Origin of the sequence: Parvibaculum sp. (genome assembly GCF_030651915.1) — a bacterium.
Taxonomy (GTDB): domain Bacteria; phylum Pseudomonadota; class Alphaproteobacteria; order Parvibaculales; family Parvibaculaceae; genus Parvibaculum.
This window is the reverse complement of sequence record NZ_JAUSBV010000005.1, coordinates 64,053-79,125: the sequence shown is the minus strand read 5'-3', so window position 1 is coordinate 79,125 and position 15,073 is coordinate 64,053. Positions and strand designations below refer to the sequence as shown.

Below are 15,073 nucleotides of genomic sequence, written 5' to 3'. Positions count from 1 at the left end.
TCGCGCCCCCATGGCGGTGATATAGTGTCCGGCAAGGCGCGCCGCTCCGGCGCCGAATATCGTGATGAATCAAGGGCCTATCGATGATTTCTGTGATCGGAATTCTGCGTGCATCGGGCCTCGCCCTCACGATGATGCTGGGTTTGGCGGCACCGGCGCTTGCCAGCGACATTTTCACCGTGCACGGCATCGCTGTCGATCGGACCGCTGACAGCGCCACCGCGGCGCGCACCGCGGCGCAGGCCGAAGGTCAGCGCCTTGCCTTGATCGAGGTGATGAAGAAGCTGACGCTCCCGGAAGATTGGACATCGCTGCCGACGGTCGACGAGGCTGCGGCCCAGCGCGCGGTGCGCGGTTTCCAGGTCGTCGATGAACGCACCAGCGCCACACGTTATATCGCGCGGATGATTGTCAGCTTCCAGCCCGACGCCGTGCGCCGCCTGCTGCGCGATGCAAATGTTCCATTCGGCGAAACACAGGCCCGGCCCGCCGTGTTGCTTGCGGTGCTTCAGCGCGACGGCAGCCGGATTCTCTGGGATGACGGCAATCCGTGGCGCGACGCCTGGGCCTCGCTCGATCTTGCCAATTCGATGACGCCGCTGGTTTTGCCACTGGGTGACATTGCGGAGATCAATGCAGTTCCGGTCGACCTCGCATTGTCCGATGACGAAACGGCGCAAACGGCCATGGCGGCATTGGCGATGACCTATGGGGTGTCCGAGGTCGTGGTGACGGAGGCAACACGGACCGGGGGCCGGTTTGATGTGACCCTTGCCCATCGCGGCGGGGCGGCGCCGGCCCCAGCGATCCGTCAGACCTTCAGCGAGGGTGCCAACGAAACTGAACAATTGCGCATCGCGGCGCGCGCCATGCTGGAAGCGCTGGAGTTGCAATGGAAGCGGCAGATCATCGTCCGCGACGCCTCGCAGCAGATTCTCACGGCCTCGGCGAGCTTCGCCAGCATTGAGGAATGGGAGCGCATCCGCAACAGCTTGACGACGGCGCCGTTGGTGCAAGGCCTCGAAGTGCTCGGCATTTCTTCGCATGGTGCGGAGCTGCGAATATCCATCAAAGGCAGCGCCGATATGCTGGCGTTGTCGCTGGCGCAACGCAATGTGCGTTTTGCGAGCGCCGCCTCCGGCTCCTCCTCAAGCGTCGAGCCGCCTGCCGCCGTGAGGTCCGCGCCGGCCTGGCACCTTAGCGTCGCCCCGTGACGCGCGGACCGGAAGCATCGGAAAAGATTGTGATGACCATTCAACGCCAGTTTGCAATCTGGGCCCTTGTCATCGGCGTCTTTGTGCTTTCGCTGTGGCTGCTGAAGAGCATTCTCCTGCCTTTCGTCGCCGGCATGGCCATCGCGTATCTGCTCGATCCGCTGGCCGACCGGCTGGAACGCCTCGGCCTGTCGCGAATGCTGGCGACGGCGCTGATCACGGTGACGTTTCTGGCGCTGACCGTTGTGGCGATAATCCTGCTGCTGCCCATCCTCTACAACCAGTCGATGGCTTTGCTGGAAATCATGCCGAACCTGATCCTGCGCGGTCAGACCTTCCTGCTCGAACTCGGCGACGGCAGGCTGGCGCAACTGCTCGGCGCGCGCGCCCCCGATGTCGAGAAGGCGATCGCCGACAGTGTCGGCAACTCGGTGAAGTGGCTGGTCGATCTGCTGCCGTCGCTGGGTTCGCAAGGACTGCAGTTCGTCGGTCTGATTTCGCTGATCGTGGTGACGCCGGTCGTCGCCTTCTATCTGCTGCTCGACTGGGACCGCATGGTGGAACGCATCGACGCGTTGTTGCCGCGCGACCACGCCGAAACGATCCGCCAACTGGCGCGCGACATCAACGCGGTGCTGGCGGGCTTTGTCCGCGGACAGGTCATCGTCTGCCTGGTGCTCGGCGTCATCTACGCGGTCGGATTGTCGCTTGTCGGGCTGCGCTTCGGGCTTGCGGTCGGCATCATCGCCGGCATCATCAGTTTCATTCCTTATCTCGGCACGATTGTCGGCTTCATCGTCGGCGTGGCGCTGGCGCTATTCCAGTTCTGGCCTGATTATGTGTCGATCGGTCTGGTGGTGGGTGTGTTTGCCGTCGGTCAGTTCATTGAGGGAAACTTCCTGTCGCCGAAGCTGGTCGGCGACCGCGTCGGCCTGCATCCCGTCTGGGTGATGTTCGCCATCTTCGCTTTTGCGGCGCTGTTCGGCTTTGTCGGCGCGCTGCTGGCGTTGCCGGTCGCCGCGGCGCTCGGCGTATTGACGCGCTTCGGCATCAAGCACTATCGGGCAAGCCAGCTTTATCTCGGAACGGGCGGCACGCCGGGCGGGCCGGGAAACTGAATGGCGCAGCAACTGGTTTTCGAGCTTGGCCACCGCCCGGCCTTCGGCCGTGAGGATTTTCTGGTCGCGCCGTCGAACGCGGCGGCTGTGGCGCTGATCGATTCATGGCCGGGCTGGGCGGGTCCCGCGGCGATACTGTCGGGCCCCGCCGGCAGCGGCAAGACACATCTGGCCGAAGTCTGGCGCAAACAAGCACAGGCGCGGCGGATTGAGGCGGCCGAACTCGAAACCGTTGACGTGCCGGCGCTCGTTGCGGCCCGTGCCGCCATTGTCGAGAACGTCGCCATACTCTCCGACGCGGCCGAGCGGGCGCTCTTCCACCTGCTCAACCTGACGGCGCAGGATGACGCCTTCCTGCTGCTGACGGCGCGCGCCGCGCCCGGACATATCGCCATTCGGCTGCCGGACCTGGCGTCGCGACTGCGGGCGCTTCCGCATGCGGCGCTGGGTGCGCCCGACGACGCGCTGCTTTCGGGTGTGCTGGTTAAACTGTTCGACGACCGCCAGTTGCGCGTACCCGAAACGCTGATCGCCTATCTGGCGGCGCGCATCGAACGCTCGGTTGCAGCCGCCCGCGATGTGGTGGCGGCGCTCGACCGCGCCTCGCTCTCGGGCAAACGGCCGATCACCGTGCCGCTCGCCGCCGAGATACTGGCGGGGCAGGGCGAGATGAAACTCTGATCAGCCCGCCGTCGCGCCGCCGTCGATGACGAGTTCGGCGCCGGTCATGTAGCGGGATTCGTCGGACGCGAGAAAGAGTACGCCCATCGCAATGTCTTCCGGCACGCCGGCCTTGCCGACCGGCGCCATCGCCGCGGCCAGTGCCGCCGGATCGACCGCGTTGCCCTGCGCCGCACCGCCGAAAACCGCGCGCGTCTCCGGCGTTACCTTGGTCCAGATCGGCGTGTCGATGACGCCGGGATGCACCGAGTTGACGCGAATATTGTCGCCGAGCTGCGCCATCTCGAGCGCCACGGCCTTGGCGAACAGACGCACCGCACCCTTGGTGGCACAATAGCCCGACATGCCCGGCGCGCCAGTGAGCCCCGCGCCCGACGACATGATGACGATGGAGCCACCGCCGGAAGCGCGCATCGCCGGGATCGCATGCTTGGTGCCGAGGAACACGCCATCGAGATTGATCGCGGTCTGCTTGCGCCAATCATCGAGCGAAAAACTCTCGCACAGCCCGCCGACGCCGATGCCGGCATTGTTGACGAGAATATGGAGTCCGCCGAAATCCGCCACCGTCGCGGCGACGACCTCCGCCCAGCGCACTTCGGAGGTGACGTCGTGGTCGAGGAAGCGGGCCTTGCCGCCCGCATTCCCGATTTCCTTCACGACGCGCGCGCCGCCTGACCTGTCGATGTCGCTGACGACGACCGAAGCGCCCTCGCGCGCCAGCACTTTCGCGCAAGCCTCGCCGATGCCCGATGCGCCACCCGTGACGATGGCGACCTTGCCCTCAACCCGTCCCATGATGCGTTTCCCTCCGGCCTTATTCGGCCGCCGCCTTGATGCGCTGTTTGACCGGCGGAAGCTTCTGCAGTTCCGGCATCACCTTGCTCGCGAAGAGCCGCATGTTGCGTTCGGCGTCATCCCACGGCATCCCCGAATAGGAGAAGACGCCGGTGAAGTGATCGGAGTGAATCCGCGCCGAGGTTTCCGCGATTTTCCGGTAGCACTGTTCGGGCGTGCCCCAGATTTGCAGATCGAGGAAGAATTTGACCGCCGCATCCTCGCCGACTTCGCGAATGCCCTGTTGCATCTTGGCGTAGTACTCATAGCCCTTGAGGTTCTTCATGTGATCGGCGCGCAGCTCGTAGTGCTTCAGCACCGAGTCGTAATAGGCGCCGATATATTTGACCGCGCCCTCATAGGCGGCCTGTTCGTCTTCATGACAATAGGTCCAGCCGAATTGCAGTGTCGGCGGCGCCTCGCAGCCGGTGTATTGCAGATATTTGGCGCGGTAACTGTCGAGTTCCGGGATCAGTTCCTCCCAGGGCTTTTGCGGGATCACCAGAATGCCGACGCCGAGCTTCGCCATGATCTCGACCGACTCGGGGCTGACCGCCGCCGCATAGGAGCGCCCGCGGAATGATTTGAACGGGCGCGGTCGGATTTCGCGGCGCGGCTGCTTGATGTGTTCGCCATCGAGCTCGCAATAGCCCTGCTCAAGACCCTCGAGCAGCATCTGCGCATATTCGACGAAGGCGCCGCGGCTCTTGTTCATGTCGAGGCGGTAGCCCTCGAATTCGATCCGCCCGAGGCCGCGGCCGATGCCGAGGATCATGCGGCCATTCGACATGTGGTCGAGCATCGCCACTTCTTCCGCAACGCGCATTGGATCGTGCCATGGCAACACGATCACCGCCGATCCGAGTTCGATATTTTTCGTACTGCCTGCGAAGTAGGACAAAAACTGGGTGACGTTTGGGCACATCGTGTAGTCGGTGAAATGATGCTCGACACTCCACAGGGACTGGAAGCCGAGCGGCTCGGCCATCGCGCCCAGCGCCAGCTCTTTTGTGTAGACCTCGCGGTCGTCGCGTCCGCATCCTTCCGGGTTCTGGAAGATCAGCGCCATGCCGGTTTTCATTTTTGTCTCCTCCCTCTTGTTTGCGTTCGTAAAGGAATTATCCGGCAAGCCCTCCCGTGCCGCCGAAATGCGCCTGCGTCCAGGTCGAGCGGAACAGGAACCAGCCTATGCCGATATAGGCGGCATATTCGAGCCCCATCGCCAGCCAGCGCGCGTCGTGAACGAGATAGGTGGTGGTTTCGATCAGGCAGACGGTTGCCATCGCCGCATAGCCGCAGGCGACCGCCGTGGGCGTCGCCGGCCAGCGCAGCGCCAGCCCGCCGAGAAAGAGCGACGCCGTCACCAGCACGGATGTCCAGTGGGCGAGGAGGACGCCATGCGGAAACAGCGGATTGGCGACATGCGGCCACGGCACGTCGAGGCGAAACCACTCGGCAAAGCCCATCACGGCCCAGACGAGAAGGCCGGCATGAAGGACAACAAGTCCGGCAACGAACGGCTTCGACAGCGACATCCCATGGTCCTCCTCCGCCATTGCCAGTAACGATCATTACTGCAATAATGATCATTATTGCCGAAGACGGCGCTGTCAACCCTGTTTGCGAGTCCGATGCTGAAAAGAGCCCCAGCGAAGCCGGCCCGACCCGGACCCGAGGAGCGCATCATGGCTGCCGCCATCGAACTCTTCGCGGCCGAAGGATATGCAAGCGTCTCCGTGCCGGAAGTGGCGGCCAGGGCCGGTGTCGGCCTTGGCACGCTCTATCAGCGGTTTCCGAGCAAGGAGGCGTTGGGCAACGCGGTTTTCCGCCGCTGCAAGCGCGCCTGGGCAGCGGCGACGCTCGATGTCTGGCCGGATGCCGCCCCGCCCGAGACCCAGTTCAGCCTCTATTGGGAGCGGCTCTGCACCTTTGCCGAGAAGCACCGCGACATGGCGCTCTATAACGAGCGCAACCCCATCGGCCATGCCTATGACGCTGAAAGCCTGGCGCTCAGGGCCGAACTCGACCGCCGCTCCGAAGCCGTGCTGCAGGGCTGGGTGAAGGCCGACGCCGTGGCCGACCTTCCCTTCGAGGTGATGGCCGGTCTGATCCATGGCTCGTTTCAGCGCATTCTGGAACTTCCCGTCCCGCCCCGGCGGCGCAAGGTGCTGATGCGGGCGACCGGACAGGCGGTCTGGCGGGCCCTTGCCGGGCGCTGACAGGCCGGCTGCAATGACTCGGTCATATGTTTGTCGTAATCTTGAGCGATAGCAGAGACTTACGCGCCCTTTTTCCGAAAGCTGTCCGATGACCACGCCGCCCAATGCCGAGGCCGCACAAGAAGAAATGCCCGCTGCCGCTCCGGCGATCGGCATGGACGACCCGGCGCGCTTCATCAACCGCGAACTGTCATGGCTTGCCTTCAACATGCGCGTGCTTGAAGAAGCGCAAAATACCATCCACCCGCTTCTGGAGCGGCTGCGCTTCCTCTCGATCTCGGCCTCGAATCTCGACGAGTTTTTCATGGTCCGCGTCGCGGGCCTGCGCGGACAGGTCAGCGCCGGCATCGAGACGCTGAGCCAGGACGGCTGCATGCCGGCCCAGCAGCTCGACCGGGTCAACGCCATGGCCAACGAGCTGATGCGCGAGCAGCAGAAGCAGTGGGACGATCTGCGCCGCGAAATGCGTGACGTCGGCATTGCCGTCATCGAACCGGGCGAGGTGACGCCGGATGAATTTTCCTGGCTTGAAACGCGCTTCCTGGAGCAGGTGTTTCCGGTTCTGACGCCGCTCGCCATCGACCCCGCGCATCCCTTCCCGTTCATTCCCAATCTCGGTTTTGCCGTTGCGATGCAGTTGCGCCGCATCGCCGACGGCAAGTTGATGGACGCCATGCTGCCGGTGCCGACCCAGGTCGAGCGCTTCATCCGTCTGCCGGCACGCGAAGACGATGCGGGCATCCGCTTCATCAGCCTCGAAAACATGATCGGTCTTTTCCTCGATCGCCTGTTTCCCGGCTACACTGTGATCGGGCAGGGCGCCTTCCGTCTTCTCCGTGACAGCGACATCGAAATCGAGGAAGAAGCCGAAGATCTCGTGCGCTTTTTCGAAAGCGCGCTGAAGCGCCGCCGCCGCGGCAGCGTCATCCGCCTGAAGATCGAGGCGCGCACGCCGGCCTCGCTGCGCGACCTGGTGGTCAGCGAGCTCGGTGTTACCGAACGCGAACTGGTGACGGTGGACGGATTGCTCGGCCTTGCCCAGACCAGCCAGCTCATCGTCGACGATCGTCCGGACCTCAAGTTCAAGCCTTACAATGCGCGCTTCCCGGAACGCATCCGCGACCATGGGGGCGATTGCTTCGCCGCCATTCGCTCCAAGGACATTATCGTCCACCATCCCTATGAGTCTTTCGACGTCGTCGTTCAATTCATCCGTCAGGCTGCTGCCGACCCCGATGTCGTTGCCATCAAGCAAACGCTCTATCGCACCTCGAAGGACAGCCCCATCGTGCAGGCGCTGATTGAGGCGGCGGAAGCCGGCAAGTCGGTGACCGCGCTGGTCGAGTTGAAAGCGCGTTTCGACGAAGCGGCCAACATCGTCTGGGCACGCAATCTCGAGCGCGCCGGCGTGCAGGTCGTCTTCGGCTTCATCGAATTGAAGACCCACGCCAAGATTTCGCTAGTCGCCCGCCGTGAAGGCGGGGCGCTGCGCTCCTATGTTCATTTCGGCACCGGCAACTATCACGCCGTCACCGCCAAGATCTATACCGACTGTTCGATGTTCACCTGCGATCCGCGCCTGGCCCACGACGCCGCGCAGGTCTTCAACTACATCACCGGTTATGCTGAGCCGAAGGAATTGCAGCTTCTGGCCATTTCGCCGATCAACATGCGCTCGCGCCTCGTTGCCGATATCGAAGCCGAAATCGAGCATGCCCGGGCCGGCCGTCCGGCCGCCATCTGGGCGAAGCTCAATTCGCTGGTCGATCCGCAGATCATCGACATGCTCTACAAGGCCAGTCAGGCGGGCGTCAAAATCGAGCTCGTCATCCGCGGCATTTGCTGTCTGCGCCCCGGCGTGCCCGGCCTTTCGGAAAACATCCGTGTCAAGAGCATTATCGGCCGCTTCCTCGAACATTCACGAATCGTCTGCTTCGGAAATGGTCACGGCCTGCCAAATGACAGGGCCAAGGTCTATATTTCCTCTGCCGATTGGATGCCGCGCAATCTGGACCGCCGGGTCGAGGTTCTGGTGCCGATTCTCAATCCTACCGTCCACGATCAGGTCATGGACCAGATCATGGTTGCGAACCTCAAGGACAATCAGCAAAGTTACGCATTGAAGTCGGATGGCCGCTATGAGCGAATCGCCATGCGGCCCGGCGAAGAGCCGTTCAACGCCCATACCTATTTCATGAACAATGCGAGCCTTTCCGGGCGTGGCACATCCCTCAAGAAGAGCATCCCGCCGAAATTCGACATCAAGACCGCCGAGCGCTAACTTCCGGCGTCCAACGGCGGAGGTTATGCATTGAGCCGCGGAAAACCCGGCGGCCGGTTCGGCATTGTCGACATCGGTTCCAATTCTGTGCGCCTCGTCGTCTATGCGGGCGCCGAGCGCAATCCGGTGCTCGTTTTCAACGAGAAAGTGATGGCCGGTCTCGGCCGCTCGCTCGGTTCGACCGGGCGGCTCGATCCCAAGGGCATCGAGCGCGCGCTCGACGCGCTCCGGCGTTTCATGGCGTTGCGCGAGCAGATCGGCGTGCCGGTGCTTGTCGCCGCGGCGACGGCGGCCGTCCGCGATGCCGAGGACGGGGCAGCCTTCCTGGCGCGCGCCGAAAATATCTGCGGATTTTCGATCGACTTGCTCTCCGGCGCCGATGAGGCGCGCCTCTCGGCGCAGGGGGTCCTGTCGGGTATCCCCGAGGCCGAAGGACTGGTCGGCGATCTTGGCGGCGGCAGCCTCGAGCTGGTGCCTGTCTCGAGCGGCAAACCCGGGCCCGGCACGACGCTTCCCATTGGTCCGCTTCGCCTGATCGATCTGGCCCATGGCAGCCTCGCCGAGGCCGAAGCCGTGGTTGATCGGGCGCTCGGCGAGCATGAATGGCTGAAGGATGTGCAGGGCAAGCGCTTCTATGCCGTCGGTGGCGTCTGGCGAAACCTCGCCCGCATCCACATGGCGCATCGCGACTACCCGATCCACGTCCTCCACCAATATACAATTCCGGCGCGCGACGCCGCCGATATCGCCCGCTTGATCGAAAAGCTGGGTCCGAAGTCGCTCGCCCAGATTCCCGACGTCTCGGAACGTCGCGTTGAGGCGCTGCCTTTCGGCGCGCTGGTTCTCGACAAGGTCATCACCGCGATGAAGGCGAAGGAAGTGGTGATTTCGGCCTATGGCTTGCGCGAAGGTATCCTCTTCGACCGCCTCGACAAGAAGGAGCAGGCGAAAGACCCGTTGATCGCCGGCTGCCGCGACCTGGCCGGTCGTCTTGCGCGCTTCCCGCAGCATGGCGGCGAGTTCTTCAAATGGACGGCGCCGCTTTTTGCCGACGGCGTGCTGGGCGAAACGCCGGCGGAGGAGCGCTTGCGCCGCGCCGCCTGCATCCTGGCCGACATCGGCTGGTACGTGCATCCGGACTACCGCGCCCATCATGCGATGACGCAGATCTTGCTGGCACCTTTTTCGGGCATCGACCACGCCGGGCGGTTGTTTCTCGCCCGCGTCGGCTATCACCGTCACGAGGGCAGGGGAGAACCGCAAATGCTGGGCAATCTCGCCGGTCTTATCGGCGAGCGTGAGCATGCGCGCGCGCTGGTGCTGGGCCTCGCGCTGCGCCTTGCCTTCACCCTGTCGGGCGCCACCATGGGCATGTTGCCGAAGACCAGGCTCGAAGCCGGAAAGAACGCGCTGACGCTGGTTGTGCCGAAGCGTCACGAGCCCTTGATCGGTGAAATCGTCGTCAAGCGACTGGGTGCGCTCGCCCGCACCATCGGCCGCAAGGGCGATATCCGCATCGGCAGGTGAGCGACGGACGGCCGCGCTCTATCGCTTCGTCTCGATCAGCACAATCCGCTTGCCATTGACGCCAATCGCAAGTTCGCCCCGCTTCAGCTTCAGCGCATCTTCGCCGAACAGCTCGCGCCGCCAGCCTGTCAGCGCCGACACGTCGGGCTCGGCTTGCGCCGCGATCAGTTCCAGGTCGGACACATTGGCGACCAGCTTCTGCGCCACGTCATGCTCCTCGCATTTGATCTTGAGCAGCACCTTGAGCAGTTCGACCAGCGGTCCGATGCCGGGCGGCAGGGGCGCCGGCCCGTCGACCACCGGAATGTCCTCTTCCTTCATCGCAAGGCCGCGCTCGATCGCTTCCATAAGGCTCGCCGCCGAGCGGCTGTTGGAAAAGCCCTTGGGCACGGCGCGAAGCCCGTCGAGATCCGACAGCGAGCGTGGAATCTGCGTGGCGATTTCGGCCAGCGCGTCATCCTTCATGATGCGCGAACGCGGCATGTCGCGCTCCTGCGCCTGGCGCTCGCGCCACGCCGCCACCTCGACCAGCACCGCCAGCCCGCGTGTGCCCCGGAAACGGCCCTTGACCCGCTTCCAGGCATTCTCGGGGCGCATCGCATAGGTCTCGGGGTTTTGCAGCACCGACATTTCTTCCGTCACCCAGCGCACCCGCTTGGTCTGGGTCAGCCGCTTGGCCAGAACCTCATAGATCGTCCGCAGATAGGTGACGTCCTTCATCGCATAATTGAGCTGCTTGTCGCTCAAGGGCCGCCGCGACCAGTCGGTGAAGCGGGATGATTTGTCGACCTCGCCGCCGGCCAGCCGCTTGACCAGCGTCTCGTAGCCGACCGAATCCCCGAAGCCGCAGACCATGGCCGCCACCTGCGTGTCGAACAGCGGATCGGGGATCGTGTCGCCCTCATGGGCAAAGATTTCGATGTCCTGCCGTGCGGCGTGAAAGACCTTCACGACCTTCTGGTTGCGCATCAGCTCGTAGAAGGGCGCAAGGTCGATATCGGGCGCCAGCGGGTCGACAATGATCTCGTCTTCCGGTCCGGCAAGCTGGATCAGGCAGAGGATCGGCCAGAAGGTCGAATCCCGCATGAATTCGGTATCGACTGTGACAAAGCCCGCTTTGGAGAGCCGGCCGCAAGCGGCCCTCAGGGCCTCATTCGTCGTGATGATTTCCATGCGCCGCTCTATAACCGATCCGGCGGCCCCTGTCGCGGGGCCTGTGGCGCCCGCCCAACCCTTGACAAGCCCCGCCGATCCATGCGCTTTTCGCCTCCGACCGGATAACAATATGCATATTTCCCGCCGATTCGTGCTGGAATCTCAAGGCGTTACACCATGACCCGTTTTCGCAGCCACCTTTGTGGCGAGCTTCGCAAATCGCATGTCGGCGAGACCATCCGCCTCTCGGGCTGGGTCCACCGCAAGCGCGACCATGGCGGTCTGCTCTTCATCGACCTGCGCGACAACGCCGGACTGACCCAGCTGGTCTTCGACCCCGACCGGGCCGAAGCCTTCGGACTGGCTGAGAAGCTCCGTTCCGAATTCGTCATCATGGTCGAGGGCAAGGTCGTGGCGCGCACCGCCGAGACGGTCAACGCGAACCTGCCGACCGGCGATATCGAAGTCGCGGTCGCCGCGATGGAAGTGCTGTCGGAGGCGCAGGACCTGCCGCTGCCGGTCTTCGGCGAGCCGGACTACCCGGAAGACATCCGCCTGACCTATCGCTTTCTCGATCTCAGGCGCGAGACGCTGCACGCGAACATCCTGCTGCGCTCGCAGATCATCGCCGACATTCGCCGCCGCATGACCGAAGCCGGCTTCAACGAATTCCAGACGCCGATCCTGACCGCCTCGAGCCCCGAAGGCGCGCGCGACTTCCTGGTCCCCTCGCGCATGCATCCAGGAAAGTTTTATGCGCTGCCGCAGGCGCCGCAGCAGTTCAAGCAGCTCATCATGGTGGCGGGCTTCGACCGCTACTTCCAGATCGCGCCCTGTTTCCGCGACGAGGACGCCCGCGCCGACCGCTCGCCCGGCGAGTTCTACCAGCTCGATGTCGAGATGAGCTTCGTCGATCAGGACGATGTCTTCTCGGCCATCGAACCGGTCCTGCATGGCCTGTTCGAGAAATTCGCCAACGGCCGCAAGGTCTCGCCTTACCCGTTCATCCGCATTCCTTATGCCGAGGCGATGCGCAAATACGGCTCCGACAAGCCGGACCTGCGCAATCCGATCGAGATGCAGTCGGTCACCGATCATTTCCGCGGCTCGGGCTTCAAGGTCTTTGCCGGATTGATCGAGAAGGACCCCAAGGTCGAAGTCTGGGCAATCCCGGCCCCGACCGGCGGCAACCGCGCCTTCTGCGACCGCATGAACGCCTGGGCGCAGGGCGAAGGCCAGCCGGGTCTCGGCTACATCTTCTTCCGCGAAGAAGCGGGTGGGCTCGAAGGCGCCGGCCCCGTTGCCAAGAACATCGGTCCGGAACGCACCGAAGCGATCCGCACCCAGCTTGGCCTCAAGGCGGGCGATGCGGTCTTCTTCGTCGCTGGCCAGCCCGCGAAGTTCACCAGCTTTGCAGGCCTCGCGCGCACCCGCGTCGGCACCGAGCTTGGCCTGACCGAAGACGGCGTCTTCAAGTTCTGCTGGATCGTCGATTTTCCGATGTTCGAATGGAACGAGGACGAGAAGAAAATCGACTTCTCGCACAACCCGTTCTCGATGCCGAACTATCCGCTCGACAGGTTCCTTGCGCTGGGCGAGGGCGACGCCGATGAAATTCTCGGCATCACCGCCTTCCAGTACGACATCGTCTGCAACGGCGTCGAGCTGTCCTCCGGCGCCATCCGCAATCACAAGCCGGATGTCATGTACAAGGCTTTCGGGATTGCGGGTTACGAAAAGTCGGTGGTCGAAACGAAATTCGGCGGCATGTTGAACGCTTTCAAATATGGCGCCCCGCCGCATGGCGGTCTGGCGCCCGGCATCGACCGCATGGTGATGCTGCTGGCCGGCGTCGAAAACCTGCGCGAAGTGACGATGTTCCCGATGAACCAGCAGGCGCAGGACCTGCTGATGCAGGCGCCCTCCGAAGTCGAGCCGAAGCAGTTGAAGGAACTGCACATCCGCGTGGCATTGCCGCTCGAAAAGAAGAAGGACGCCTGAGCGCCTGAGCGTCTGAGGGCCTGCGTGCCTCGGTCGCGGTGACGTTGCCGCCGCATTGCTGTTAGGATGGTCCTCCACCCGCAAAGGAGGAGGCCATGCGCCCCGCGCTGATCTGGATTCTCGTCGCCGACGGCCAGAAAGCCCGCTTTCTTGCCAGCGAAAAGCGCAACGAAGACCCCGTTGCGGCACTGCCCGACATGACGGTTCTCAATCCGCCGACCCGCGAGCAGGGAACGGAACGTCCTGGCCGCGTCTTCGAAAGCACCGGCGCCCGCCGCTCGGCCTATGAGCCGCCGACCGACCTGCACCGGCAGGCAAAGCGCGACTTCGCCCGCGCGGTCGCCGAGACCCTGCTTGAAAAGACCCGAGAAGGCGCCTTCGACAAGCTGATCATCGTCGCGCCGCCTGAAATGTTGGGCGATTTGCGCGCGGCGATGGCACCCGAAACGAAAGCACTCCTCATCGGCGAAAGGGCGAAGGATTACACCCAGCTGACGCCGCGCGAGATCAAGGAACAGCTTTCGAACGACTTCAACGTCTGAGCGCCGTCACTTATTGTGCCTGGGGCGGCGTCGTCTCCTCGAAGACCGGGATCGGCAAGGCGTCGATCGGGATGATATTGCCGTTGGACGCGCTGATCGCCGCGCCCGCGACATTGGCGCCGAACTCGCCGCCATAGCGGATCGGATCGCGCGTGCCGTCGATGCGGACCTTGCCCCGCTGCAGCGTCGTCGCTTCCGTCACCTTGCCGCCAAGTGTCTCGGGCGTGTGGCGGCCGCTCACAATGCTGTAGAGAAGCAGCGCGCGGGCATTTTCCTTCCCGCTCGGATTGTCGCCCGTCAGCATGTCGTCGACGCCGCCCGGCTGCGCGCGAAGCGCCGCGTCGGTCGGCGCGAAAACGGTGATTGTGCCTTGCGTATAGCGAAACTTGAGATCATTGGCCTCGATCATCCGCGCCAGCAACGAAAACTGCGGATCGCCTTTCAGCGTCTCATAGACGTCGGCGGCCGAGGCCGGCGCGGCCATGACGGCCGAGAACGCCAGCAACGATAGAGCTGACAAGAAAGCTCCGATCTTCTTCATGATCCGGTTCCTTTTCCTGGCCCGAACGATCCGGGCAATAAAGCCTGCGCCCCGAGCGCCAGACTATCTAGCCTCCGATCTTGACCAGAATGCGACAGGATGGCGCGGGCGGCGCCGAAAGGCAGGAACCGGAAAGACAATGGCCCGGCACAAGGCCGGGCCATGTCGTTTCTCAAGCGGATTTGCTCAGAAAGCTGCGATCAGATGCAGCGTCAAGGCGTGACCGGTAATGTTGTCCACGCCGCCGCCGCCGGTATCGGTCCAGATATAGCGGTACTGGGCGCCGATCTTGGTGCCGCCGCCGAGCGCCATGTTGAGGCCGGCCGTGCCCTGCAGGGCCAGATCTTCGCTGCTGTCGTCGGCATTGACCGGCACGCCGCCCACGGACTTGATGTCGGTGTTGGAGAAGGCGACGCCGACGCCGGCACCGACATAGGGATCGAAGCTGTTGCCCGCCATCGGATGCAGGTTGGCATTGAGCATGGCGAGGATGGAGGTGAGTGTGCCGTCGATCGGCACGCTGACGCCGAGGGCTGTACCCTGGTCGAACTCGGCAGTCAGATAGGTGAGCTCGCCCTCGATGGCGAAATTCTCGTTAATCTGCGAGCCGATGGCGCCGGAAACGGTCCAGCCGGTATCGAAGCTGATCGAGACGGGCGGGCCGCCGACATTGCCGCCGACATCGTCGAGAATGAGCGCGCCGGCCGAAAGCTTGCCATAGAGCCCGCCTTCGGCAAAGGCCGGTGCCGACATGGCGCCAAGCAGTACTGCCGCTGCGGCAGCTGTGGTGAAGGTCTTCATCTGGTTACCCCCCTAATCGATGAAACGCCAATTCTATGTTGTGCCAGGGTGGGACGGTCAACGAACTTTTTTGGTAAATGCTGGTCGAGACGGCGACTGCGGCAATCCAGAGACAGTCCAATGGCGGCATTCCGGCGTGTTTACTTATTGCGGCGC

The 15,073-nt window shown here is 63.6% G+C and carries 14 protein-coding genes; 8 read left to right on the top strand and 6 right to left on the bottom strand.

Going from position 1 to position 15,073, the window contains the following annotated elements; translation table 11 throughout:
- Positions 1-83 precede the first annotated feature (83 nt).
- Genes Q7V31_RS04810 through Q7V31_RS04800 form a run of 3 tightly spaced genes read left to right on the top strand, consistent with a single transcriptional unit; the run spans position 84 to position 3,013 of the window.
- A complete protein-coding gene (locus Q7V31_RS04810; RefSeq protein WP_304732702.1) occupies positions 84-1,214 on the top strand; it encodes a DUF2066 domain-containing protein in 1,131 nt (376 codons plus the stop codon).
- Positions 1,215-1,246: 32 nt separating this feature from the next.
- Positions 1,247-2,332, top strand: a complete 1,086-nt coding sequence (locus Q7V31_RS04805; RefSeq protein WP_304732701.1) for an AI-2E family transporter — start codon at positions 1,247-1,249, stop codon at positions 2,330-2,332.
- A complete protein-coding gene (locus Q7V31_RS04800; protein WP_304732700.1) occupies positions 2,333-3,013 on the top strand; it encodes a DnaA/Hda family protein in 681 nt (226 codons plus the stop codon). It begins immediately after the preceding gene.
- Here Q7V31_RS04800 and Q7V31_RS04795 read toward each other — a convergent pair whose 3' ends face one another.
- The 3 genes from Q7V31_RS04795 to Q7V31_RS04785 are packed head-to-tail and all read right to left on the bottom strand — an operon-like array spanning position 3,014 to position 5,385.
- On the bottom strand, positions 3,014-3,814 hold the full coding sequence (locus Q7V31_RS04795; RefSeq protein ID WP_304733942.1) for a glucose 1-dehydrogenase: 801 nt from the start codon (positions 3,812-3,814) through the stop codon (positions 3,014-3,016).
- A 16-nt stretch (positions 3,815-3,830) separates the two neighbouring features.
- The gene (locus tag Q7V31_RS04790) at positions 3,831-4,931 is read right to left on the bottom strand and encodes an LLM class flavin-dependent oxidoreductase (RefSeq protein WP_304732699.1); all 1,101 of its coding nucleotides are present in this window, start codon (positions 4,929-4,931) and stop codon (positions 3,831-3,833) included.
- Positions 4,932-4,968: 37 nt separating this feature from the next.
- Positions 4,969-5,385 carry a hypothetical protein gene (locus tag Q7V31_RS04785; RefSeq protein WP_304732698.1) on the bottom strand — a complete coding sequence of 139 codons (417 nt, stop codon included), beginning with the start codon at positions 5,383-5,385 and terminating at the stop codon, positions 4,969-4,971.
- 150 nt (positions 5,386-5,535) lie between these two features.
- Here Q7V31_RS04785 and Q7V31_RS04780 point away from each other — a divergent pair, with 150 nt between their 5' ends.
- The 3 genes from Q7V31_RS04780 (at position 5,536) to ppx (ending at position 9,877) form a co-directional block, all read left to right on the top strand.
- Positions 5,536-6,069 (top strand): TetR/AcrR family transcriptional regulator, encoded by a 534-nt coding sequence (locus Q7V31_RS04780; RefSeq protein WP_304732697.1) that lies wholly within the window; start codon positions 5,536-5,538, stop codon positions 6,067-6,069.
- Between the two features lie 88 nt (positions 6,070-6,157).
- The gene (locus Q7V31_RS04775; RefSeq protein WP_370690629.1) at positions 6,158-8,350 is read left to right on the top strand and encodes an RNA degradosome polyphosphate kinase; all 2,193 of its coding nucleotides are present in this window, start codon (positions 6,158-6,160) and stop codon (positions 8,348-8,350) included.
- A gap of 30 nt (positions 8,351-8,380) precedes the next feature.
- Positions 8,381-9,877: an exopolyphosphatase gene (ppx, locus tag Q7V31_RS04770; RefSeq protein ID WP_304732696.1), complete on the top strand. Its 1,497-nt coding sequence runs from the start codon at positions 8,381-8,383 to the stop codon at positions 9,875-9,877.
- A gap of 18 nt (positions 9,878-9,895) precedes the next feature.
- Here ppx and rnd read toward each other — a convergent pair whose 3' ends face one another.
- Complete coding sequence (rnd, locus tag Q7V31_RS04765) at positions 9,896-11,050, bottom strand: ribonuclease D (RefSeq protein WP_304732695.1); 1,155 nt, start codon at positions 11,048-11,050, stop codon at positions 9,896-9,898.
- A 159-nt stretch (positions 11,051-11,209) separates the two neighbouring features.
- Between rnd and aspS the strand changes: the two genes are divergently transcribed.
- Both aspS and Q7V31_RS04755 read left to right on the top strand, forming a co-directional pair.
- Complete coding sequence (gene aspS, locus Q7V31_RS04760; RefSeq protein ID WP_304732694.1) at positions 11,210-13,033, top strand: aspartate--tRNA ligase; 1,824 nt, start codon at positions 11,210-11,212, stop codon at positions 13,031-13,033.
- 95 nt (positions 13,034-13,128) lie between these two features.
- The gene (locus Q7V31_RS04755; protein ID WP_304732693.1) at positions 13,129-13,575 is read left to right on the top strand and encodes a host attachment protein; all 447 of its coding nucleotides are present in this window, start codon (positions 13,129-13,131) and stop codon (positions 13,573-13,575) included.
- A 10-nt stretch (positions 13,576-13,585) separates the two neighbouring features.
- On the opposite strand, the gene Q7V31_RS04750 is transcribed toward Q7V31_RS04755, so the two are convergent.
- Both Q7V31_RS04750 and Q7V31_RS04745 read right to left on the bottom strand, forming a co-directional pair.
- Positions 13,586-14,116, bottom strand: a complete 531-nt coding sequence (locus tag Q7V31_RS04750) for a fasciclin domain-containing protein (protein WP_304732692.1) — start codon at positions 14,114-14,116, stop codon at positions 13,586-13,588.
- A gap of 186 nt (positions 14,117-14,302) precedes the next feature.
- Positions 14,303-14,917, bottom strand: a complete 615-nt coding sequence (locus Q7V31_RS04745) for an outer membrane beta-barrel protein (RefSeq protein WP_304732691.1) — start codon at positions 14,915-14,917, stop codon at positions 14,303-14,305.
- Positions 14,918-15,073 lie beyond the last annotated feature (156 nt).